This window comes from Corynebacterium sp. HMSC072A04 (genome assembly GCF_001809235.1).
In the GTDB taxonomy this organism is placed as follows: domain Bacteria; phylum Actinomycetota; class Actinomycetes; order Mycobacteriales; family Mycobacteriaceae; genus Corynebacterium; species Corynebacterium hiratae.
In genome coordinates this window covers 80,280-101,487 of sequence record NZ_KV796799.1, presented here as the reverse complement: position 1 = coordinate 101,487, position 21,208 = coordinate 80,280, and the positions used below count along the sequence as shown (strand labels likewise).

Sequence of the window (21,208 nt, the reverse complement as noted above, 5' to 3'; positions counted from 1 at the left end):
ACACCGCTACCATTTCAGTCTTCTGAACAATCCCGTCCCGGTGTTCGTCGTCAAAGAAGCCACCAGTGGTGCCGGCATCTCATGCAAGCCTCCCTTCGCGCTCACGGGGGTGCGTCGGGAGGCTGATTAAGGTTCCACGGTGAGCGCGAAGGGGAGGGGCGTGGTCATGGTCGCGGGGGACTGGTTGGTCGATATGACACTGGAGACTGCAACATTGCACTTACGCGCGAGATCGTTGCGGTGCCCGCCCGCGGCGGTTCGGCTGGCTTGTAGACCTCATCCCTGGCCTCGTCTTTCTAGCGAAATAAAAAGCCCCGGCCACCACGCTCGTAGTGAGTTCGTGGTGGCCGGGGCCTTGCTAGCGTCGCTGTGCTGTGTGCCAGCGCCTGGGGCTTAAGCGCCTTTAGACGTCGAAGGCTTCCTCCAGCAGGTTCTTCTGCTCAATCTGGTGAACCTTCGCGTTACCGGTAGCAGTCGAGGACTGCGAGCGGCGGGAGACGCGGACCATCTCCGGCATATCCGGGATGAGGTCGCGCAGGTGCTCGTTGTAGAACGGCCACGGGCCCTGGTTGGCCGGCTCGTCCTGCACGAAGCGAATCTGCGTTGCGTTCGGGTAGGCCTCGAAAGCCTCACGCAGGCGGTTGAACGGAATCGGGTGGAGCATCTCCACGCGCACGATGGCGATGTCGTCGCGGCCATCGGCTTCCTTCTTCTTGGCCAGCTCCCAGTAGAGCTTGCCGGAGACCAGCATGATGGTCTTGACCTTGTCGGTATCGCCGACCTTCTTGCCGTTGATGTCAACGTAGTTCGGATCGTTGATGACGGACTGGAACTTCTTGACCTCAGTGAAGTCCTCCACGGAGGAGGTCGCGGCCTTGTTACGCAGCATGGACTTCGGGGTGAAGACCACCAGCGGGCGCTTCATCTCACCGAGTGCCTGGCGGCGCAGCAGGTGGAAGTGGTTAGCCGGGGTAGACGGCTGGGCCACGGTCATGGAGCCCTCAGCACATAGCTGCAGGAAGCGCTCAATGCGGGCGGAGGAGTGGTCCGGGCCCTGGCCTTCGTAGCCGTGCGGCAGCAGCAGGATCAGGCTGGAGAGCTGGCCCCACTTGGCCTCACCGGAGGAGACGTACTCATCGATGATGGTCTGCGCACCGTTGGCGAAGTCACCGAACTGTGCCTCCCAAGCCACGACAGCATCCGGGTTACCCACGGTGTAGCCGTACTCGTAGCCCATGCCAGCGAACTCGGTCAGCGCGGAGTTGTAGACCATGAACTTGCCGCCATTGCCCTTGGACTCAGCCAGGCGGGCAACCGGGTTGTACTCGTTGCCCGTGCGCGGGTCGAAGGCCACAGCGTGGCGCTGGGTGAAGGTACCGCGGCGGGAATCCTCACCGGCCAGACGCACGACCTTGCCGGCGTTAGCCAGGGAACCGAAGGCGATGAGCTCGCCCCAGCCCCAGTCGATGCCGCCCTCGCGAGCAGACTTCTGGCGGTCCTTAGCCACCTTGGCCACACGCTTGTGGTACTCGAAGCCCTCCGGAGGGGTGCCGTAGGCGTCACCAATCTCGGCGATCTCCTCGGCAGTGATGGAGGTGTCCAGACCACGGGTCAGCTCCTGGGAGGAGGTGATACCGGTCTGTTCCTTCGGGCCAGCCTCTTCAGCCTTCTTGTGGTCGGCGAAGACGGACTCCATCTGATCGTGGAAGTCGCGCGCAGCTGCCTCTGCCTCTTCATCGGAGAGGTCACCACGGCCGATGAGCTCCTCGGTGTAGCGCTCACGAACGGACTTGTGGTCATCGATGATGTCGTACAGCAGCGGCTGGGTCATGGACGGGTCATCGGCCTCGTTGTGGCCGCGCAGGCGGTAGCACACGAGGTCAATGAAAACGTCCTTGCCAAAGCGACGGCGGTACTCGGTAGCGAGCTTGCCCACCCAGACAACAGCCTCCGGGTTGTCGCCGTTGACGTGGAAGACCGGGCAGTCGAAGCCCTTAGCCAGGTCGGTGGCGTAGTGCGTGGAGCGGCCGGAGTCCGGGGTGGTGGTGAAGCCCACCTGGTTGTTGACCACAACGTGGACGGTGCCGCCGGTGGTGTAGCCGCGCAGCTGGGACAGGTTGATGGTCTCCTGGACCACGCCCAGGCCGGTGAAGGAAGCATCGCCGTGGAGCATGATCGGCACCACGGTGTGTGCGCCGGCGCCCTTGTCCAGGATGTCCTGCTTGGCGCGTGCGATACCTTCCATGACCGGGTCAACAGCCTCGAGGTGAGACGGGTTAGCGGCCAAGGTGACCTTGATTTCGCCGTCACCGAACATCTGCAGGTGCTCGCCCTCAGCGCCCAGGTGGTACTTCACGTCACCGGAGCCGCCCATCTGGCCGCCCTTGTAGTTGCCATCGAACTCGCCGAAGATATCCGCCAACGGCTTGCCCACGATGTTGAAGAGCACGTTGAGGCGGCCGCGGTGCGGCATGCCGATGACGACCTCGTCGAGGTCCTGGCCGGCAGCGGTGTCCACGATGGAATCCAGCAGGGCGATGAGGGACTCAGCACCCTCCAGGGAGAAGCGCTTCTGGCCCACGTACTTGGTCTGCAGGAAGTTCTCGAATGCCTCAGCGGCGTTGACCTTCTGCAGGATGTACTTCTGCTCGGAGTTGGTCGGCTTCGGCATTCCGGCCTCAATCTGCTCCTGCAGCCAGCCGCGCTCATCGCGGTCCAGGATGTGGGCGTACTCGGAGCCAACCTTGAGGGTGTAGGCGGCGCGCAGGCGGCTGACCACCTCACGCAGCGTCATGGTCTCCTTGCCGCCGAAACCGCCGACGTTGAAGGTGCGGTCCAGGTCCCAGATGGTCAGGCCGTGGGTAGCCAGGTCGAGGTCGCGGTGATCCGGCCAGGGCAGACCCGGCTGCTTCCAACCCAGCGGGTTGATGTCCGCAAGTAGGTGGCCACGGGAGCGGTAGGCCTCGATGTACTGCATAACGCGCGTGTTCTTGTCGACGCCCGTGTTGGGGACGTCGGCAGCCCAGCGGAAGGGCTGGTAGGGAACGCCCATCGATTCGAAGAGCTCGTCCCAGAAGGCATCGTCCAGAATCAGCTGGCCCACGGTGCGCAGGAACTCACCAGACTCCGCGCCCTGAATGACGCGGTGGTCGTAGGTGGAGGTCAGGGTAACCAGGCGGCCGACGCCGAGGTCTGCCAAGCGGTCGCCAGAGGTACCGGCGAACTCGGCCGGGTAGTCCATGGAACCCACACCGATGATGGAGCCGGAGCCCTTGGTCAGGCGGGCGATGGAGTGGCGGGTGCCGATGCCGCCCGGGTTGGTCAGGTTGATGGTAACCCCGGAGAAGTCATCCATCGTCAGCTTGTTCTTGCGGGAGCGGTCAACGATGTCCTGGTAGGCATCGATGAACTCGGAGAAGGTCTTGTTCTCCGCTTCCTTGATGGCAGCCACGACGAGGGCGCGGGAGCCATCCTTCTGCGGAAGGTCGATGGCCAGGCCCAGGTTGACGTGCTCCGGCTGGACGACGGTGGGCTTGCCGTCCTGCAGCTCGTAGCGCACGTTCATGTCCGGGTGGATCTGCACGGCCTTCACCAGCGCGTAGCCCAGGATGTGGGTGAAGGAGATCTTGCCGCCGCGGGTGCGCTTGAGGTGATCGTTGATCATCGCGCGGTTTTCCCACATGAGCTTGACCGGGATATCGCGCACCGTGGTAGCGGTGGGGATCTCCAGGGACTCGTCCATGTTCTTGGCAATGGCCTTAAACATGCCCTTGAGTACGCGGGAGCCCGGCTCCGGTGCTTCCTTGATGCGGTCCAGCGGGGACTCGGACTTCTTCTCCGTCTTCTTCGCAGCCTTCGCGGGTGCGGAGGAAGCCTTCTCCTCAGCCTGGTTCTTCTTGGGCGCGGCCTGTGCCGCGCTCTTCTTCTGGGTGGGGGTGCTGGATTGAGCGTTCGCAGCCTTGGACTGTGCGGCCGACTTCGGTGCCCCGTTGGCCTCAAAGTACTCGCGCCACTCCTTGTCTACGGAGTTCGGGTCCTTGGAGTACTGCTGAAACTGTTCGTCAATCAGCCACGCATTCGGGCCATAGATGCTCGAGTTGCTCACGGCAGATGCTCGCCTCTTTCTGTGCTTCTAAGTTTGTCTTTGTTCGACTCTAGTAGGCCAATCCACGGGTGCGAAAGGCACCCCGAAAAGTGTCTCCCCTTATGATACGGCCCTTGTAAGTTTGCTCACTACCCTGGGCGGGTTTCGCCCCTTTTATTCCCCCTGCAGGGGGGAGAGCTGGGTGCCCGCATGGTTGATCACTTGGCGTCCCAATTTACGGTTGGCGGTCGTTCCCAGTACCGCGCCCACACCCATCGGCAGCAGCTTGGACACCCATGCCCACTTGAGTTTCTTGGTGGCCTGCTTCATGAATAGCTTGGTCAAGCGGCCGTTGAGACCGCTAAGGGTGGGGCCGGAGAATCGCGAAAGAGTAGCAGCGGAGGTGACTCCGGAGAGCGAGGTTGCATCACCCACAAAGGTATCGACCAATGCGCTGCCTTGAGAACCAGTGAGCACCACTAGGACCAGGGCGCGGCGGCGTTCCTTGTCCCGGATGTTGTCACCGCGCAGGTGCGCGGAAGCCAGAATGTACCAAGCAGCCGCCTCGAGGAAGACCAAGGATTCCGCGCCAATAGTGGCTGCACCAGTGACCAAGCCGATGCCGGGGATAGCCGCGGAGGCGCCCGCGGCAGCACCCGTACCGGTGATGATGTTCATGAAGTGCTTGTCAATGAGCTCCTGGAGCTCCGCCGGGCTGGCATCGGGATTGCGCTTCTTCACGCCCTCGACGTAGTTGATGATGACGGAGGACTGGACGGAGACGATCTTGTCGATGGCCCCCAGGAATCCCTTCGTGATGCGGTTGGCCTCGTCTACCTCTAAGGTGCCCACGGCCTCTGCTGAGCCGGCTTGATCGACCGATGCTTCCCGGCGACTAACTGCCTTATCTTTGCTGTCCTTGCCAAAGACATTGTCCAACATTGTCTCACCTAACTTTTTAACTAAATCTGATTGTGAATCTGAACTGTATGTTTACCACCGTATCGAAAACGTTTTATTCAGCGCGCCAGCAGGTTAGCGCATTAGGGTAAGAGGCATGAGCGAGTTTGAGCCTTCCCCCTCGCGTGAGGTCAGCGCAGCAGCGGCGCGCTTGCTTGCCGAATCCCTGCATGCCCGTGCCCGCGCCGCGCAGGAGGCGGCACGCACCGCGCTTGCCGACGACCTCACGGTACTCACCACAGGAGGTTGGGTGCGCGGTTGCATTGAGGAAGATTTGCGCCCGGACCGCCCGATTTCTGCGCCGGTGCGCTCGTGGCGTGGCATCCCTTTCGGCGCTGATACGTCTGGGGCCAACCGTTTCATGGAGCCGCGGCCTGCCCCGGCGTGGGAAGGGATCCGGGATTGTCGCGAGTTCGGGCACGTGGCCCCGCAACCGGTCTATTCCTGGACGGATCGCATCGAAGGCGCGGAAGATTGCTTGACCCTCGATATTGTCCGCCCACACCGCAGCGTCCCCTCGGACACTTTGGCGAGTTCTGGGGCTCCGGCGACTTCTATGGCAGGGGAGAAGCTGCCCGTCGTGGTGTATCTGCACGGCGGCAGTTTTATCGTCGGCTCCTCCCACATGCTGATGTTGCGCGGCTTCGAGTTCGCAGCCCAGATGGACGTGGTCTATGTTTCGGTGAATTTCCGCTTAGGCGCCTTGGGCTACCTTGATGTCCGCAGCTTGGGCGGAGAGGCCTGTGCCAACCCGGCTGTGGCGGATCAGGTCTTAGCGTTGGAGTGGGTGCGCGAGAATATCGCTGCCTTCGGTGGGGACCCAGACAACGTCACGCTCATGGGCGAATCCGCCGGCGGCGCAGCGGTCCTGACACTCATGGCGGTGCCGCGTGCAGAAGGGCTCTTCCACCGCGCGATTGCGCAGTCGCCGCCGATAGGCATGATTCATTCGCGTGCGCAGTCGGTGTTTTGGGCCCGCGAGCTGGTTCACAAGATGGCTTTGCCGCGCGATACCACAGCGGATGATCTCCGCCGCGAAGATTTCGCGGACTTGGTGCGCTCAGGTCAGTCCATGATGTGGCGCGCGGGCGAGTTGCTGTACCTGAACTCCTGCTACGCGCCGACTGTCGACGGTGACCTCATCCCGCAACATCCCATCGAAGCCTTTGCGGACGGCAACCAACACCCAGTGCCGCTGCTGGTGGGAACCAACTCCGGTGAGGCTAGCTTTGGAAAGTTCCTCTTCCAACGCCAGCGCGCCCGCGAGCGCGCGGCCCTGCGGCTGCTAGCCTCTTTCGATCCGGAGAGTGCGCCGGACGTCATTGCGGCATATGGCGGTGCGGTCTCACGCCGCGACTTTGGGGACTTGCTGACCGACGCCCTCTTCTGGGCCCCCACCGTCCGCGTGGCCTCCGAACACGCACGGCGCTATCCGACGTGGATGTACCGTTTCGACTTCGCGCCGGCAGCACTGCGCTGGTTGGGATTGGGGGCGATGCACTCGATGGAGCTCTCCAATATTTTTGGCGACCCAGGAGCGTCGCGCGTCTCCTTCCTGAACACCATCGCCAAGCCTTCCGAAATGGAGAACGTAACCGGGGCCATGCAGACGCAATGGGGCGAATTCATCCGGGGCGGGGCTCCGCGAGAGGATTGGCCGCAGTACACAGCCCCAGAGCGCTCGACCATGGTTTTCGATGTGGAGCCGCGCGTGGAGGAGGCGCCGATGGAGGGGCGTCGCCAAGCATGGGAGGCCTACGACATGTTGGAGTGGGGCACTGGGCGCCCGGAGATTCTGAAGGAACTGGGATTCCTGCTCAATGAGGAGAGCTATTGATGGGGATCGCAGGTAAGATGTGTGGGGCCTTGGCAGCAGCCCGGGTGAGACTCCCACATGGACGGATGTTAATCACATGAGCTTTTTTGAAGATATCGCCTCTGCGCTGGACGGGGAGGGCATTGAGTCCCGCGTCAACGACGATGTGATGTTCGTGCCCATCACCTCCGATTTGGAAATCCAGTTTGTGGAAATTGACCCCATCCTGCCGGCGGCCAACGTCTATATTGCCGCAGCCGATGTGGATGAAGACGATGAGGACTTCGAGGCCGTTTTAGTTTCTGTGGCGTTCTCCGTGGAGGATGCAGTCGAGGCCGTGTCGCGTCACATCGCCACCGACCAGGTGGTGACGGTGCTGCGTGACCTGCTGGAGGGCACCGATGAACGCATTGCTGAGCTGGAGTTTCTCCAGGATGAGTTCAATCCGAACCTCGTCGTGGCGGAGGTGGCCAACGACTCGGAGCTGCGCGTGCTGGTGGAGACCATCGACGGCGTCCCGAGCGCAGTCGTGCGTTTCCTCTCCTTCGACTTTGATGAGGAAGAGCTCGACGAGCTGGAAGACGAAGCAATCAGCAAGCTTTGGGAGGCCGAGGCCTCCGAGGACATGAGCGAGGAAGCGCGCGTCGCCCTGTTCGGCTCCGCGGAAGACGAAGACGGCGGGCTAGCCCCCATCATCGAGGTTCCCGCCGAGGCCCTCGAGCTGGGAACCTACACTGACTTCGACCGCCTCTTTGACGTCCTGAGCCTCGTCTCCGATCAAGCCCTGGATTGGGAAGCTCAACTGGTGAGCATCGATGACTCCGACTTCGACGAGCCGGAGGTCTATGACATCTTCGGCGCCGACGATGAGGATGAGGACGACGTTCTCTTCGACGACGACGATGACGAGGACGAGGACTACGACGACGAAGTCGAAGACGTCGAAGAAGAATAACGAGTCAGACTAATCAGACGATACCGAGCTTCTACGGTAGGGTAAGCGGGTATTATTTCTCGACTTCGAAGAGGAGCAGCCGCAGCCAATGCCGGATAACAAGGCATCGCACAGCCAGCGTCTGTGTGTTGGATTCGCTCTAGCATGCTTGTGCCTGGCTTGGGCTCTGACGCTGGACCCGAGCTACGGCCACGCAGGCTTTGTCTTCGATTCCGCCTTATCAACCGGTGCATGGTGCCTGAGTTTGCTGGGTGCACTGCTGTTCATCGCCGCGCAGTGGCGTTCCTTGGGGAACCACGCGCTTATCAACCCACTGCTGGCGGTGGCGGCGAACCTGCTGTTGTCGTCGTTAATTTTCAACGTCAACATCCCCTTGTACCTCGACATGATGGGCACAGCGTTTATCGCAATCGTCTACGGCCCCGTCTTAGGAATCGGCACGTCAGTCCTGAGCGCGTGCCTGGCCAGCATCAACAACCCGCTGCTCTTGGTCTATCTGCCGACCGCGGTGGTGGTGGCTTACCTGTTTGGCTGGCTAGCGCGCCGCGGAGTGTTCAAGCGGATGGTGGCCATGATGCTCGCCGGAACCGGGGTAGGCGTGGTTGCCGGGCTACTATCCGCTATGTCGACCTTGCTCCTTCCAGCTGAGTACGAGCAGCAAGGGCCCCTCCAACTTCTGGCATTGCTGGAGCTGATCCTGCGCGACGAGCGCCTAGCAGTCCTAGTGCAAACCTTGAGCTCCGACATCATTGATAAGACTTTTACGGTGCTCGTGGTCTGCTTTTCCATTCGCTTGGCGCCGCGGGCGATCCGCCGCCTCTATGATTTCCCGGAGACACGCCCGGCTCTCGGCCGCGTGCTAACAGAGGATCGGTTCTCGCTTTCGCTTGAAGAAGAGCCACCCCGCAACTTTTTCGAGCGCATGCAGCGCTACTTCTAGCAGGCATACAACGCTCGAGACTGAGCCTCATGCACTGCGGAGGGAGCGCATTACGCAGCCTGGCTGAAGCCTTCGAAGAGCGAGAGTGGTGAATGCACCGGGGTATAAGCGCTATCCACCAGCCACACAAACGTGGCCGCGCTGCTGCTGGAAATTTCATGCACTGCGGAGACGAGCTCCTCTGGGACTAGGGCGCGCACCCATGCCTCCGCCAACGAAGGGGAAACCGGGCGGCCGGTGGGGTCGGTGATGCGCACCGTAATGAGATAGGACGGCACGCGCCTTTCGCCGTAGCCCAGTACGCGAGCCTTGGCGCGCTCACCCACGCGGTGGCGCGAGACAGTAAAGGTCAGCGGTAGTGATTTGCCATCCTGTATGTCTACTGGTGGCAACACCTTTGATGGCGGCCGCCATTGCGGAGTGGGTCGCGCGAGCGAGCGCGGGTGGCGGATGATGCTTTCGATGGAGCGAAGAGTTTCATGGTGGTGGTAGAGGATCTCAGTGGTGAGTTCGCTCGTACTCACGTCGGCCGGGAAAGGGGACTGAACGGACTGGTGAATGCTGCTGTAGTTCTTCATGGCCCACACACTAGGGGTAGGCACGGACATCACCGCACACAGATCCGAACGGTTGTTCGAGCAGGCGTTCGGTCATTTGACGTGATGAGCTACAGTGAGTGGCGATATGAAAAATACTGCAGCACCGCAGGTTAAAATCCCGCGGGAAATCTGGGTCATGGTCACCGCCGGGTTCATCATCGCCTTAGGCTATGGTCTCATTGCGCCGCTGCTGCCGCAGTTCATCGTCAGCTTTGACGTCTCAATGGCCGCAGCTGGTCTCGTAGTCTCCGTCTTTTCTGCCAGCCGTCTCATCTTTGCCCCCGCTGCGGGCTTTCTCATCGACCGCGTAGGTACGCGCAGGGTGTATGTGACGGGATTGCTGACCGTGGCAGTTACCACCGGCCTCGTGGGCGTGGCGCAGGAATACTGGCAGATCGTCGCCTTGCGCACTATCGCCGGTATTGGTTCGACGATGTTCACCGTCGCGGCGATGGGGCTCATCGTGCGCCTCGCCCCACCCAGCATCCGCGGGCGCTGTTCGGCCACCTATGCCACGTCCTTCCTCCTCGGTAACGTCATCGGCCCTCTCGTTGGCGCGAGCCTCTCCTTCCTGGGCTTCCGCTGGCCCTTCTTTATCTACGGTGTTGGTGTGGCGATTGCGGCGCTCGTCGTGTGGAGCCTCATGCCGCCTGTGTCCAAGGCTGATGAGAGTCGACGCAGCCTCCCGCCGATGCGTTTAGAGGAGGCCTGGGCGGACACTGCTTATCGTGCAGTGCTGACGTCAAACTTCGCCCAAGGTTGGATCAATATGGGCGTGCGCGTAGCCGTTCTACCGCTGTTTGCCGCTGCGATTTTTGCCAACGGCGCATCCGCGTCGGGTATAGCATTGGCGGTCTTTGCCGCGGGCAACGCCATCGTCCTGCAATTCTCCGGCTCCTGGTCCGACCGCGTGGGGCGCCGTCCACTCATCGTGGCGGGCCTCGTGGGGTCTGCCTTGTTCGTTGGAACACTGGGCTTGGCGACGAACATCGTTTCCCTGCTCATCCTCTCCGCCCTGTCCGGCGCGGCTTCGGGCCTTATCGCCCCTTCGCAGCAGGCGGCTGTGGCAGACATCGTTGGTTCCCAGCGCTCGGGTGGCCAGGTGCTGTCGACATTCCAGATGGCAGGCGATTTCGGGCAAATCCTGGGCCCCATCGTCATCGGTCTCCTGGCGGATAGGTACGGGTTTGAGACAGCCTTTGGTTTCTGCGCGATTGTCGCCGTGGCAGGTGTTGTGGCGTGGATGTTTGGTCGCGACACCCTAGGGGAGAGGAAAGGTATCCTGCGGGGTCTGCGCCGCCGCTACCGCCCACGGCGTTAATAGGCGTGGCTCTATCTAGCGAGTACGGCGCACTTTCTTGCTGCACGCAGCCCAACGAGGCGTCGTGCCAGTCTTGAAGCTGCGCTCCCGAAAACGCGTAAAGCCATAGATGGAAGTTCCAGAACCGTTATCAGGGCGGCTCCACCCCTTCCGGCTGCGCTCGCTCGCGGCTCCCATGACTGTCCTCCACACTTCTGCACAAAGGCATCAGAGACTAATCTTTTCTTAATCTGCTAAGCAAATATTAATTTATGGTGATAACGACGTCAACTTCACAGCTTGACTTTAAGTGAGGCTTAAGCCACAGTGCGTCCGGCTGCGTACAACTGCTTGGGCATGTCGCGACGAAGACTCCATTCAAACTGGATGGGTTTCTCGCCTCTGTGCGTGACGTAATCGACATTGCCCAAGAAGGTATATGCCGACGCAGTGTCTACCTTGTTCCGCTTAGTAAAACGCGTAGCGATGATGATGTTGCCGTTGAGTTCGTGGTGGTGGATGTAACGTCGGGCCATTGCGGACTTGAGGGATGTGGTGGATTGGGACTCCCAATGCAAACGATCTGGTGCTAGCGGATAGTCGTGGTAGTTCGTCGAGGCACTGACGTTTTCGTCCTTCTGGAATGTGACGAGGAAGAGATCAGTGTTGGAAGCATGGAAGCGGCGTACGCCCTCACGTGGCAAATTCGCGAGCTTACGCAACGGGCCATCGTCCAACGCCCCGACCAGTTCAGCAAGGCTGTAGTCCGCGTGAGTTTCTAAGACGCTATTCGTTGATTTCTCCGGGATGACGCGGGACCGGTCGAGTGTGAGCCGCATGACCTGAGTAACCTCAGCGACGAAGGAAGGACAGGCCCGGATGATACGCAGGGCCTCATCAAGCGATTCCGGCACCGTCGTATTTGAATTTGCCCACAGAGCCAATACGAGCATGGTGGCGTACCGAGTTTGCTCGGGAGTCATGTCTTTCTCGTTGGGCCCGTCCGGAGAAATGAGAAGTTTGTAGGCCGCTACGCGGTTCGGGTCATTGATGTGCAGTAGCACGCGGATTCGGCTGAGAAGAAACTCCTCGTGTTCATTTGCGGGGGCGGAGGGCAACAGTTCTTCGTCGCGCAGCAGCGTGGTCCACGTAATACCCTTGCGGCGGTAGAGGTCTTCCACTGGAACGCCGGAACTATTAATGAAACCAGCGAGGTCGGTCGTGCCGTAGTCAGTAATGAGTGCCCGTATCTTCTTGATGGAGTTACGGGCCAAGCGCTTGATGTTCTTCAAGACACGCTCGGTAGTCACGCGGTCCAAAGTGATGTTGGAGCCCGGTGGGGCGGTGGGGAAGCCCTGCTCCACCTCCTTGGCTAGGTTCTTTCCGCGTGCGGCGGTCAGAACCTTGAATCGTTCTTCGAAATCGAATTCTTCGTGCTGGATCCCCAGGAAATCAAAGACAGTGCAAGAATTTTTTCTCTCGTGGAGGCGTAAACCGCGGCCCAATTGTTGGACAAAGAGCACTGGGCTCTGCGTCGGGCGCAGAAGCAGCAGCGTGTTGACCTCGGGGATGTCCACGCCCTCGTTGAAAATATCGACCGCAAAGATGATGCTGATGGTGCCTTCGCGAAGCTGCTGAATGGCACGTCGACGCTCATCAACACTGAGCTTGCTGCTTACTGCTTGGGCGGGGATGCCGAAAAGGTTGAATTGCTCGGCCATGTATTCGGCGTGGGCGATGGAGACGCAGAAGCCAAGGGCCTTCATATCGGAGAGGTCGAAGATACGGCGGTTGAGCTCATTGATGATGAACCTGGTGCGCTTCTCACCGGCCTTGATATAGAACTCGCTGAGCTCCGCAGTCTGGTAGTCCTTCTTCCCGCGGTTCCAAGTCAGACTCGTCAGGTCCGTATCATCGTCGACCCCGTAGTAGTGCAAGGGCGCAAGGAGCTGTAGACGCAACGCATCCCAGAGGCGGAGTTCATGGGCCACGCGGTAGTCGAAATACTTCTGTACGTTTTCGCCGTCACCGCGCTCCGGTGTGGCCGTTAGCCCCAAGAGCTCGCGCGGTTGCAGGTAGTCGAGTACTGCCCGGTAGGTCGAAGCCTCGGCATGGTGGAACTCATCGATGACGACGACCTCAAAGTGGTCCGGCGCAATCTGGGCCAGGCGCTTCCCATGTAGAGACTGGATGCTGGCGAAGACATGGTTCCACTCGGCGGGTTGCTCACCACCGACGAGGAGCTCACCGAAACCAGAAGTGCGAAGAACCTCGCGGTAGGTTCGCTGGGCCTGGGTAAGAATCTCGCGCCGGTGCGCAATGAACAGCAATCGTGGCCTGCGCCCCAGCTTCTCGCATAGGCGGCGGTAGTCCAGTGCTGCCACAACAGTCTTTCCTGTACCGGTGGCGGCAATGAGGAGGTTGCGGTGGCGATCGTGGACTTCGCGCTCGGAATCTAAAGCTTCAAGCATCTCCTCCTGGTAGGGGTAGGGCTCGACGCGAAGGCCTGATAGCTCGAGCTTTTCACCGGGCTTTGATTCGAGGAATTTGGCGCTGCCGAGCGCGTTTACGAGCCGCTCGTAGTCTTGGTCGGGGTCAAATGCTTTGAAGTGAGTGTCGTACCAGTAGCTATCGAAGGTCTTGATGAACTTTTCGATGATTTCCGGAGTGGAGCAACGAGAGCCGCGGACGTTCCATTCCCAGCCGTCGACAAGCGCCGAGCGCGAAAGGTTTGAGCTACCGATAAACGCGGTGTCGAACCCAGACTGGCGGCGAAAGAGCCAGGCCTTGGCATGCAGGCGAGTGGTCTTGTGCTCATAGCAAATCCGGACCTCAGCGCCATAGTCCTCCACGAGACGACGCACGGCGGCGGCTTCGGTCGCTCCGCAATACGTCGAAGTGATGACGCGCAGCGGGATCTGATGATCCCTGAGGTACTCCAGTTGATCGCTGATGACCGCAATACCCGAACTCTTGATGAAAGCGCACAGCAAATCGACGGAGTCCGCAGTGCGGATCTCGCGGGCGATCTCGACCGACATATTGGTGTCGTCCACGCTGTTGGTGAACAAAGCACTGGCGTTGAGTGAGACCTCGGGAAGCTCTGGTGCCTCTGCGAGCTCTGAGCTGTAGATGGCATAGAGCAGCTGTTCCGCAGAAATAGACTCATCTTCCCCGAGGTGTTGTGCGAGTCCATTAATGAGGGCCACGCGCTCCTCGGGCTTATTTAGCTCTGTTAGTTTTTGCTCGAGGACCTTGGCAAAATGCTGGGACACTGCCGCGGCGAACCGAGGGTTCACGTCTTTCATGGTTCCATGGGCGATGCCCGTTGCGGCCGTGGGACGAGCCCGCTTAGTTTCCTCGATCCGCTCCTGGATACGAGCGGTGACCGGGGTTTCATAGATGCCGAAAGGCAGGAGAGAATCGGAACTCATAGGCGCGAAGAAACCAGCTTGACGGCGGGGATGTCTGCGGGAGCCCAGTCGAGTTCCTGCGCCTCGGCAGGGGACACCCAACGAGTCGCATCGTGATCACTGAGAGTCAGGTCACCGGACTCGATGGTGCACAGAAACGTAGTGAGCTCGATGGTGGCGAAGTCATACTCGTACACGGTCGAGGTGACCTTGTCGCCAACGGTTGCGGTTACGGAAAGCTCTTCCTTAATTTCACGCGCGAGAGCCTGCTCGGGTGTTTCACCGAGTTCAATCTTGCCGCCCGGAAATTCCCACATGCCGGCTAGGGATTTTCCCGGGGCTTTGCGGCAGGCCAGGAATCTATTGCCCTTAGCGAAGACGGCTCCGACAACACGAATCGGTGTACTCATGGGGACCAGTATGCCGGCTGGCCCCGGTCTTATCTAGGAATTCGTGTCCGCGGCAGCAGAAAAATGCGCCGTCACAATGTCATCAATCAACCGCGCGGCCAGCTTGGCAGTGTGGGCGTCGGTGTCGAAGGTGGGGTTGAGCTCGACGACGTCGACAAGCGCCAGGCGTCCCGTGGCGGCGATGGTGAGTGCGAGTTCGCGGATGATGCTTAACGGCACGCCGAGGCCGGCGGGGGCGGAGACACCAGGTGCCTGGTCGGCAGGCAGCACGTCGAGGTCGATGGAGAGGTGGATGGGCTTGGTGCCGGCGCAGATGCGCTCGACGGTTTCGCGCAGCTGGGCGCGGTCCATGCTGAGCAGTTCCTCGTCGAGGACGACGGTGACGCCGAGGTCGGAGGCTTCGTCGAAAAGCACGGGCGTGTTGTTGGGGCGGGAGATTCCCAGGACGGAATAGTCGAAGTCCTCCCGGCCCACCAGTTCGGAAATCTGCTTGAACGGGGTGCCGGAGGTAGGCACGTCCGCGGTGCGGAGATCGAAGTGCGCGTCCAGGTTGATGATCTGCAGAGGGCCTAGAGCCCTAAAGGCGCCGCGGTGGGAACCGAAGGCGGTCTCGTGGCCGCCGCCGAGGATGATGGGCAGGTGCCCGGCGCGCGAGAGTGTCTCCACTGCGTCGGAGAGACGCTCGTGGGCGGCCTCCAAGTCGGTGCCTTGGGTGGTGATCGTGCCGGCGTCGTACAGCGGGTGCGTATGGTGCAGCGCCAGGGAACCCAAGGCGTCGCGCAGGGCAGCTGGGCCCGCAGCCGCGCCGGGGCGGCCATGGTTGCGCTCAACGCCCTCGTCGGAGGCGAAGCCCAGGAGTGCAACGCCGGGTTCTGCCTGGGGCTTGGCGACGTCCAGCGGGCGAACCACGCTGTGCCACCGCGCGTGCTTAGGGCCCGGGCCGTCGGAGCGGCCGGACCACTCGGGGGCAGGGGAGTAGGCGGGGGCATCAACGGTGTTCATGGTTATCCTTTCGCGTCTGTTTCTTGTTCGGCTGTATTTTGCAGGGCTGCTTCCTGTGGGGTGCTCGCGGCGGCGCTGCGGCGGCCGGTGAGGTAGAAGATGGCGGTCATCAGGAGGATGAAGATAACGCCCGTGGCAAGTGCCGGGCGGTATTGCTCCTGCCACACCATGATGCCAAAAGTGAAGATGATGAAGGCGATGGAGAAGTATTGGCCCCAGGGCCAGAAGGGCACGGTGTATTCCAGGCTGGCGCGTTCCCCAGGCGACATCTGGCGGCGGGAGGCCACGTGGGCCAAGAGGATCATCAGCCACACGTAGATGGTGGCAAACGTAGCCAAGGAAGCGATGACCTCAAAGACGTTATCCGGAATGAGCGCGTTGAGTCCGGTGCCGATAATCATGACGATGAGCAGGATGATCATGGTCATGACCGGCACACCTCGGGTCTTTTTGGCCATGACCTTGGGTGCGAGGTTCTGGCGTGCCAGGCCGGTAAGGACGTTGCCGGCGCCGAAGAGATCCGCGTTGATGGCGGAGACCGCCGCGGTGATGACGACGACGTTGAGGGCGGCCGCAGCCCAGGTGACGCCGAGGGTGGAGAAGATTTGGACGAAGGGGCTTTCCTCACCGGTGATGCTGCGCCAAGGATTGATCATGAGGATGACCAGGATGGCCAGGACGTAGAACAGCAGGATGCGCACCGGGATGGTGTTGACGGCTTTGGGGACGGACTTGGCGGGGTCTTCGGCCTCCGCGCTGGCCACGCCGACGATTTCCGTGCCGCCGAAGGCAAAGAGGACCAGGATGAAGGAGGCGACCATGCCGGAGACACCGTTGGGGAAGAAGCCGCCATCGTTGACCAGGTTGACAGGGCCGGTGGTCTCCGCGGTGGAGAGGCCGAAGACGAGCACGGCCACGCCGCCTAAGATCATGGCGATGACGGCGCCGACCTTGACGATGGTGAAGGCGAACTCCAGCTCGCCGAAGGCCTTGACAGTGGCGAGGTTGGCGCCGCCGACGAGGAGGAGCGTGGCGGCGACCCACACCCACTTGGGCGAGCCGGGGAACCAAAATTGCATGTAGACGCCGATGGCGGTGAGATCCGCGAGGGCCACAATGACCATCTCGAAGGCGAACATCCAGCCGGTGATATAGCCGGCCCAGGGGCCTAGGAAGGTGCGGGCGTACTCGGCGAAGGAGCCGGTAACGGGGTGGTGCACGGACATCTCACCGAGTGCGCGCAGGAGAAAGTAGACCACGGCGCCGCCGAGGAGGTAGACCAAGAGGACCGAGGGGCCGGCGGCTTGGATGGCGCCGGCGGAGCCGTAGAACAGGCCGGTGCCGATGGCCGAACCTAAGGCAATAAAGTGCAGGTGCCGGTGTTTCAAGCCGGGGCGCTTGGTGGTGGTTTCTGCCACGGGGATGCGTCCTCCTCTGTGCCCCTGTTGTGGCGCTAGCTAGTCCTAGCGCTGCGGATGAGGGGAGTGGTTGGTGCGAGTGATTCCGGGAGCTACTTTCCTCTAGTTCAGATGTGCGGTCAATTTTTTTGTGGTGGGGGTAGCTCACCTAGGCCTATGACGGCGAACTCATTCATTCTGTGGGGGTGAATTGGGTGACATTTACGTGTGGTTTCGCTAACATATGGAAGACCTGCGTGTGGCTGTCGCGTGGGCATGGCTACAAGCACTCGCCGTCGTGTGTTGGCGAGGGTGTGCTTGGCGCGTTCGTGTAGTGGACGTGTTGTGGCCGTGCTAATGACGTGTCGTTTCCACCACCGTGAGGTAGAACATGAAATCTGAAGACGCAATCGTTGACGCCTTCTACGAGAGCGAGGACGACGTCCCCTCCAAGAAGGGTATCTGGCGCCTCTTCGTCTACAGTGCTATCGGCGCTTTCGTATTCTTCTTTCCCATTAGCTACGACGGAAAGAAATCCATCCCGCTTGACCACATGGTCACCATCATCCGCACCTATGCGGACGTCTTGGTGCCTTGGTTCATCCTGGCGCTGGCGCTCTACGGCACGGTGCGCAGCATCGTGAATAAAAACTGGAAAGAAGGCCCGCTCCAGGCGGTCTTTACTGCGCTCAACGTGGTGGGCCTGGTGGTCTCCTTCCTGATGGTCATCGGAAAGCTTCCCGGAGTGCTGGGCAACGAGGACATCGTGCCCTTCCTGTGGAACTCGATTGCCACGCCAGTCGGGCTCATCGTGCCTATCGGTGGCGCGTTCCTGGCCTTGCTCATCAGCTACGGCCTTCTGGAATTCGTCGGCGTATTCATGCAGCCCATCATGCGTCCGCTGTGGCGCACGCCGGGGCGCTCCGCCATTGACGCGGTGGCCTCCTTCGTGGGCTCCTACTCTTTGGGAATCCTCATTACTGACCGCGTGTACCAGCGCGGCGGCTATACCGCGCGTGAGGCCTCCATCATCGCAACGGGCTTCTCGACGGTCTCGGCGGCGTTCATGGTGATCGTCGCCAAGCAGCTCGACCTTATGGATATGTGGGGCATGTACTTCGCAGTATCCCTCGTGGTGACCTTCCTGGTTACGGCGATTACCGTGTGGATTCCACCGCTGAGCAGGATTCCCGATGACTACATCGATGGTGTGGAAGCGGATCCGGAAAAGCCCGTGAAGGGCAATTTCTTTAAGACCGCCTGGCGGGAAGCGCTGCTGGCGCTGGACCGCGCGCCTTCTTTGGGCGCTGCCATTTGGGAGAACCTGCGCGATGGCGTGCGCATGGCATCGGCGATTGTGCCTTCCATTATGTCTGTGGGCCTGATTGGTCTGCTGCTGGCGAATTTCACACCGCTCTTTGACTGGCTGGGTTACCTGTTCTACCCGTTCGCGTGGCTTGTCCAGCTGCCGGAACCGGAGCTGGCGGGCAAGGCCGCGGCCATGGGCATTGCGGAGATGTTCCTGCCGGCGACGGCCGTGGCGGGCTCTGAGAGCATGGTGCTCAAGTTTGTTATTGGCGTGGTAGCTATCTCCGCCATTATCTTCTTCTCCGCGCTGGTGCCGTGCATCCTAGCCACCAAGATTCCGATTAAGCTCTGGCAGATCGTGGTCATCTGGTTCGAGCGCGTGGTGCTGACCATCATTATTGCGACGCCGATTGCCTTCCTGGTGACTTAGCTGGGACTTGTACGAGGGCTCACTAGAATGTGGGCCCATGAGTACCTCCCGAGTCCCGGCGGCGCGCAATGCGCTGGAGATCCTCCGGCTGCTGTCCACTATCGACGTGCCGATTTCCGCCGCGCGCATCCGCAGTGAGCTGGACCTGCCGCGCTCCACTACCTATCACCTGCTCAAGGAGATGGTGGACGCGGGATTTGTGGTGCACCTGCCGGAGAACCAGACCTATGGGTTGGGGCTCGTTGCCTATTCGATGGCTGCTGCCTACGCCACGCAGCAGCCCCTGGTGCGGGTAACCCAGGGGCACCTCGAGCGGATTGCCAGCAGTGTCGGGGGATCGGGGCACCTGTCGCGTTTGGCGGGCTCGGAGATTCTCTACCTCAACGAGATTCGCGCGCCGGGGGCGCTGTCCTTGGTGACGGAGAGGGGAGTGCGGCTGCAGGCGCAGCGCACGGCCTCTGGGCGGGCGATGCTGGCCCTGCTCCCAGAGGCGGAGTGGCGTGCAGCATTCGTCCCCGGTTCTTTAGGTTTTGGGGAGTACAAGGAAATCTTGCGCCAGGTGCGCGAACGCGGATGGGCCGAAGAGGTTGAGGTGGTGGCGCGCGGGCAGGCGTCGGTAGGCGTGGCGGTGGTTGACCACGTGGGCAGGCCCGCGGCGGCGCTGGCGGTGACCTTCCCGGTGGGGACTGCCGACGCCGCCGACGTCGCCCAGCAACTGCACGCGGCAGCGCAGCAGGTGGCGGAGAGAATGTACGGGCGCCGCTAACTGGTCGTGCGCGGGGTATTGGCGCGCCGGGCAGCCTGTTGTACTATGAGCGCAACGCGTAAGGCTGTCGCGCGTATCACTATTTTTCTATTCTTGTGAAAGCAAGTACGTGTTTTCGCGTGCCTTCTTCCCTTCCACGCGGGTGGTGGGGCGGGGTACCGCAGCGACGTCAAAGGAGCCTTACATGTCTAATTCTTATCCCTCCACCGTGACCGTGGGTATCGGTGCGCTGAGCATCGAGGAGGTCGTGGCCGTTGCGCGCTATGGCGCGAAGGTGGAGATTTCTGAGGATGCCCTGGCGGAAATCGCCTCCACCCGCGAGCGTGTCGAGGAGCTGGCCCAGGATCCGACTCCGGTTTATGGCATTTCCACCGGCTTCGGTGCCCTAGCGCGCCGCCACATTCCGGAGGAGATGCGCGCGCAGCTGCAGCTTTCGCTCGTGCGCTCGCATGCAGCAGGCACGGGCCCGGAGGTTGAGCAAGAGGTCATTCGCGCGCTCATGCTGCTGCGCCTGTCCACCCTGTGCACTGGGCGTACTGGCGTGCGTCCGGTGGTGGCGGAAACCTATGCTGCGGTCCTCAACGCCAACATCCACCCGGTGGTCCGCGAATACGGTTCCTTGGGTTGCTCCGGTGACCTTGCACCGCTTGCGCACTGCGCACTGGCACTGCTCGGTGAAGGCGAGGTGCGCGTTGATGGCGGCGAGGTCACCCCGGCCGCGGAAGCCCTATCCGCTGCGGGTATCGAGCCGCTCAAGCTGCGGGAAAAGGAAGGCCTAGCACTGATTAACGGCACCGATGGCATGCTGGGCCAGCTCTGCCTGGCCATTACAGACTTGCGTGAGCTGGCCAAGACCGCCGATATCGCCACCGCGATGACGGTGGAGGGCCTGCTGGGTACCTTGGTGGTCTTTGCCGATGACCTGCAGCAGCTGCGCCCGCACCCAGGCCAGGCAGATGCTGCGGCCAATATCCTGCAGGTCGCAGAGGGCTCGGAGATTCTCGCGGCCGCTCTCGAGGAATTTAAGAAGAAGCAGGTGCAGGACGCCTACTCGGTGCGCTGTGCGCCGCAGGTGGCTGGCGGTTTCCGCGATACCGTGGCGCACACAGCAACGGTTGCGGAGCGCGAGCTGGCCGCGGCCGTCGACAACCCGGTGGTGGCCAAGGACGGGCGCGTGGTCTCCAACGGCAACTTCCACGGCGCGCCGGTGGCCTATGCGCTGGACTTCCTGGCCATCGTCGTGGCTGACCTGGCCTCCATCTCTGAGCGCCGCACCGATCGCTTCCTCGATGTTGCTCGCAGCCGCGGCCTCAACGCCTTCCTGGCCGATGACCCGGGTGTGGACTCCGGCCACATGATCGCGCAGTATGCGCAGGCGGGCATCGTCTCTGAGCTCAAGCGCTTGGCCAACCCGTCTTCGGCGGATTCCATTCCGTCGTCGGCCATGCAGGAAGACCATGTGTCCATGGGCTGGTCGGGTGCTCGCAAGCTCCGCAAGGCTGTCGACGGTCTGCAGCGCGTCCTCGCCATCGAAATCCTTACCGCCGCCCGCGCCATCGATATGCGCGAGGGCCAGCCGGCCAAGGGTACCGGCGCGGTCATCGATGCCCTGCGCCAGACCGTCCAAGGCCCGGGCACCGACCGCTACCTCTCTCCGGAGATCGAGGAGACCGTGCGCCTGGTCAAGGAGGGTGCGCTGGTGGCTGCGGTAGAGGGGGCCGTCGGCACGCTGCGCTAAACACCTCCCGCCCCATGGCATGTGCCATGGGGCCTTCTCTTGCCGTCTTATTTCCAAAAATGCAGACCTGGAAGTGCAGACCTGCTGGTC

General features: G+C 61.5%; 14 protein-coding genes. 7 read left to right on the top strand and 7 right to left on the bottom strand.

Annotation, left to right across the window (positions count from 1 at the left end):
* Window positions 1-403: 403 nt before the first annotated feature.
* Both HMPREF2565_RS09230 and HMPREF2565_RS09225 read right to left on the bottom strand, forming a co-directional pair.
* Window positions 404-4,105 carry a multifunctional oxoglutarate decarboxylase/oxoglutarate dehydrogenase thiamine pyrophosphate-binding subunit/dihydrolipoyllysine-residue succinyltransferase subunit gene (locus HMPREF2565_RS09230; protein WP_071407206.1) on the bottom strand — a complete coding sequence of 1,234 codons (3,702 nt, stop codon included), beginning with the start codon at window positions 4,103-4,105 and terminating at the stop codon, window positions 404-406.
* Window positions 4,106-4,258: 153 nt separating this feature from the next.
* Window positions 4,259-5,026 carry a hypothetical protein gene (locus tag HMPREF2565_RS09225; protein WP_071407205.1) on the bottom strand — a complete coding sequence of 256 codons (768 nt, stop codon included), beginning with the start codon at window positions 5,024-5,026 and terminating at the stop codon, window positions 4,259-4,261.
* Window positions 5,027-5,141: 115 nt separating this feature from the next.
* On the opposite strand from HMPREF2565_RS09225, the gene HMPREF2565_RS09220 reads away from it, so the two are divergent.
* From HMPREF2565_RS09220 to HMPREF2565_RS09210, 3 genes are all read left to right on the top strand, one after another.
* A complete protein-coding gene (locus HMPREF2565_RS09220) occupies window positions 5,142-6,881 on the top strand; it encodes a carboxylesterase/lipase family protein (protein WP_071407204.1) in 1,740 nt (579 codons plus the stop codon).
* Between the two features lie 76 nt (window positions 6,882-6,957).
* Complete coding sequence (locus tag HMPREF2565_RS09215) at window positions 6,958-7,815, top strand: DNA primase (protein ID WP_070511492.1); 858 nt, start codon at window positions 6,958-6,960, stop codon at window positions 7,813-7,815.
* Between the two features lie 88 nt (window positions 7,816-7,903).
* Window positions 7,904-8,755, top strand: coding sequence for an ECF transporter S component (locus HMPREF2565_RS09210; RefSeq protein ID WP_071407203.1), 852 nt, complete (start codon window positions 7,904-7,906; stop codon window positions 8,753-8,755).
* A gap of 50 nt (window positions 8,756-8,805) precedes the next feature.
* Here HMPREF2565_RS09210 and HMPREF2565_RS14265 read toward each other — a convergent pair whose 3' ends face one another.
* On the bottom strand, window positions 8,806-9,333 hold the full coding sequence (locus HMPREF2565_RS14265) for a hypothetical protein (protein ID WP_232745214.1): 528 nt from the start codon (window positions 9,331-9,333) through the stop codon (window positions 8,806-8,808).
* Window positions 9,334-9,439: 106 nt separating this feature from the next.
* Between HMPREF2565_RS14265 and HMPREF2565_RS09200 the strand changes: the two genes are divergently transcribed.
* Window positions 9,440-10,675: an MFS transporter gene (locus tag HMPREF2565_RS09200; protein WP_070515518.1), complete on the top strand. Its 1,236-nt coding sequence runs from the start codon at window positions 9,440-9,442 to the stop codon at window positions 10,673-10,675.
* A gap of 296 nt (window positions 10,676-10,971) precedes the next feature.
* Here the strand turns inward: HMPREF2565_RS09200 and HMPREF2565_RS09195 are convergent, their stop codons facing one another.
* Genes HMPREF2565_RS09195 through HMPREF2565_RS09180 form a run of 4 tightly spaced genes read right to left on the bottom strand, consistent with a single transcriptional unit; the run spans window position 10,972 to window position 16,897 of the window.
* Complete coding sequence (locus HMPREF2565_RS09195; protein WP_071407202.1) at window positions 10,972-14,088, bottom strand: DUF3427 domain-containing protein; 3,117 nt, start codon at window positions 14,086-14,088, stop codon at window positions 10,972-10,974.
* Window positions 14,085-14,477 carry a (deoxy)nucleoside triphosphate pyrophosphohydrolase gene (locus HMPREF2565_RS09190; RefSeq protein ID WP_071407201.1) on the bottom strand — a complete coding sequence of 131 codons (393 nt, stop codon included), beginning with the start codon at window positions 14,475-14,477 and terminating at the stop codon, window positions 14,085-14,087. Before HMPREF2565_RS09190 ends, HMPREF2565_RS09195 begins: the two co-directional genes overlap by 4 nt.
* 33 nt (window positions 14,478-14,510) lie before the next feature.
* Window positions 14,511-15,479: a formimidoylglutamase gene (gene hutG / locus HMPREF2565_RS09185; protein ID WP_071407200.1), complete on the bottom strand. Its 969-nt coding sequence runs from the start codon at window positions 15,477-15,479 to the stop codon at window positions 14,511-14,513.
* Between the two features lie 2 nt (window positions 15,480-15,481).
* The gene (locus HMPREF2565_RS09180; protein ID WP_071407199.1) at window positions 15,482-16,897 is read right to left on the bottom strand and encodes an amino acid permease; all 1,416 of its coding nucleotides are present in this window, start codon (window positions 16,895-16,897) and stop codon (window positions 15,482-15,484) included.
* Window positions 16,898-17,267: 370 nt separating this feature from the next.
* Between HMPREF2565_RS09180 and HMPREF2565_RS09175 the strand changes: the two genes are divergently transcribed.
* The 3 genes from HMPREF2565_RS09175 to hutH all read left to right on the top strand — a co-directional run bounded on the left by HMPREF2565_RS09175 (window position 17,268) and on the right by hutH (window position 21,118).
* Window positions 17,268-18,614: a YjiH family protein gene (locus HMPREF2565_RS09175; protein WP_071407198.1), complete on the top strand. Its 1,347-nt coding sequence runs from the start codon at window positions 17,268-17,270 to the stop codon at window positions 18,612-18,614.
* Between the two features lie 37 nt (window positions 18,615-18,651).
* Entirely contained in the window at window positions 18,652-19,380 is a 729-nt protein-coding gene (locus HMPREF2565_RS09170) for an IclR family transcriptional regulator (RefSeq protein ID WP_046648892.1), read from the top strand.
* A gap of 184 nt (window positions 19,381-19,564) precedes the next feature.
* Window positions 19,565-21,118, top strand: coding sequence for a histidine ammonia-lyase (gene hutH / locus HMPREF2565_RS09165; RefSeq protein ID WP_070511507.1), 1,554 nt, complete (start codon window positions 19,565-19,567; stop codon window positions 21,116-21,118).
* Window positions 21,119-21,208: the final 90 nt, after the last annotated feature.

Coding starts and splice junctions, on each gene's coding strand:
- HMPREF2565_RS09225 (WP_071407205.1), bottom strand. CDS start 5,026: ATGTTGGACAATGTCTTTGGCAAGGACAGCAAAGATAAGGCAGTTAGT.
- HMPREF2565_RS09220 (WP_071407204.1), top strand. CDS start 5,142: ATGAGCGAGTTTGAGCCTTCCCCCTCGCGTGAGGTCAGCGCAGCAGCG.
- HMPREF2565_RS09215 (WP_070511492.1), top strand. CDS start 6,958: ATGAGCTTTTTTGAAGATATCGCCTCTGCGCTGGACGGGGAGGGCATT.
- HMPREF2565_RS09210 (WP_071407203.1), top strand. CDS start 7,904: ATGCCGGATAACAAGGCATCGCACAGCCAGCGTCTGTGTGTTGGATTC.
- HMPREF2565_RS14265 (WP_232745214.1), bottom strand. CDS start 9,333: ATGAAGAACTACAGCAGCATTCACCAGTCCGTTCAGTCCCCTTTCCCG.
- HMPREF2565_RS09200 (WP_070515518.1), top strand. CDS start 9,440: ATGAAAAATACTGCAGCACCGCAGGTTAAAATCCCGCGGGAAATCTGG.
- HMPREF2565_RS09195 (WP_071407202.1), bottom strand. CDS start 14,088: ATGAGTTCCGATTCTCTCCTGCCTTTCGGCATCTATGAAACCCCGGTC.
- HMPREF2565_RS09190 (WP_071407201.1), bottom strand. CDS start 14,477: ATGAGTACACCGATTCGTGTTGTCGGAGCCGTCTTCGCTAAGGGCAAT.
- hutG (WP_071407200.1), bottom strand. CDS start 15,479: ATGAACACCGTTGATGCCCCCGCCTACTCCCCTGCCCCCGAGTGGTCC.
- HMPREF2565_RS09175 (WP_071407198.1), top strand. CDS start 17,268: ATGAAATCTGAAGACGCAATCGTTGACGCCTTCTACGAGAGCGAGGAC.
- HMPREF2565_RS09170 (WP_046648892.1), top strand. CDS start 18,652: ATGAGTACCTCCCGAGTCCCGGCGGCGCGCAATGCGCTGGAGATCCTC.
- hutH (WP_070511507.1), top strand. CDS start 19,565: ATGTCTAATTCTTATCCCTCCACCGTGACCGTGGGTATCGGTGCGCTG.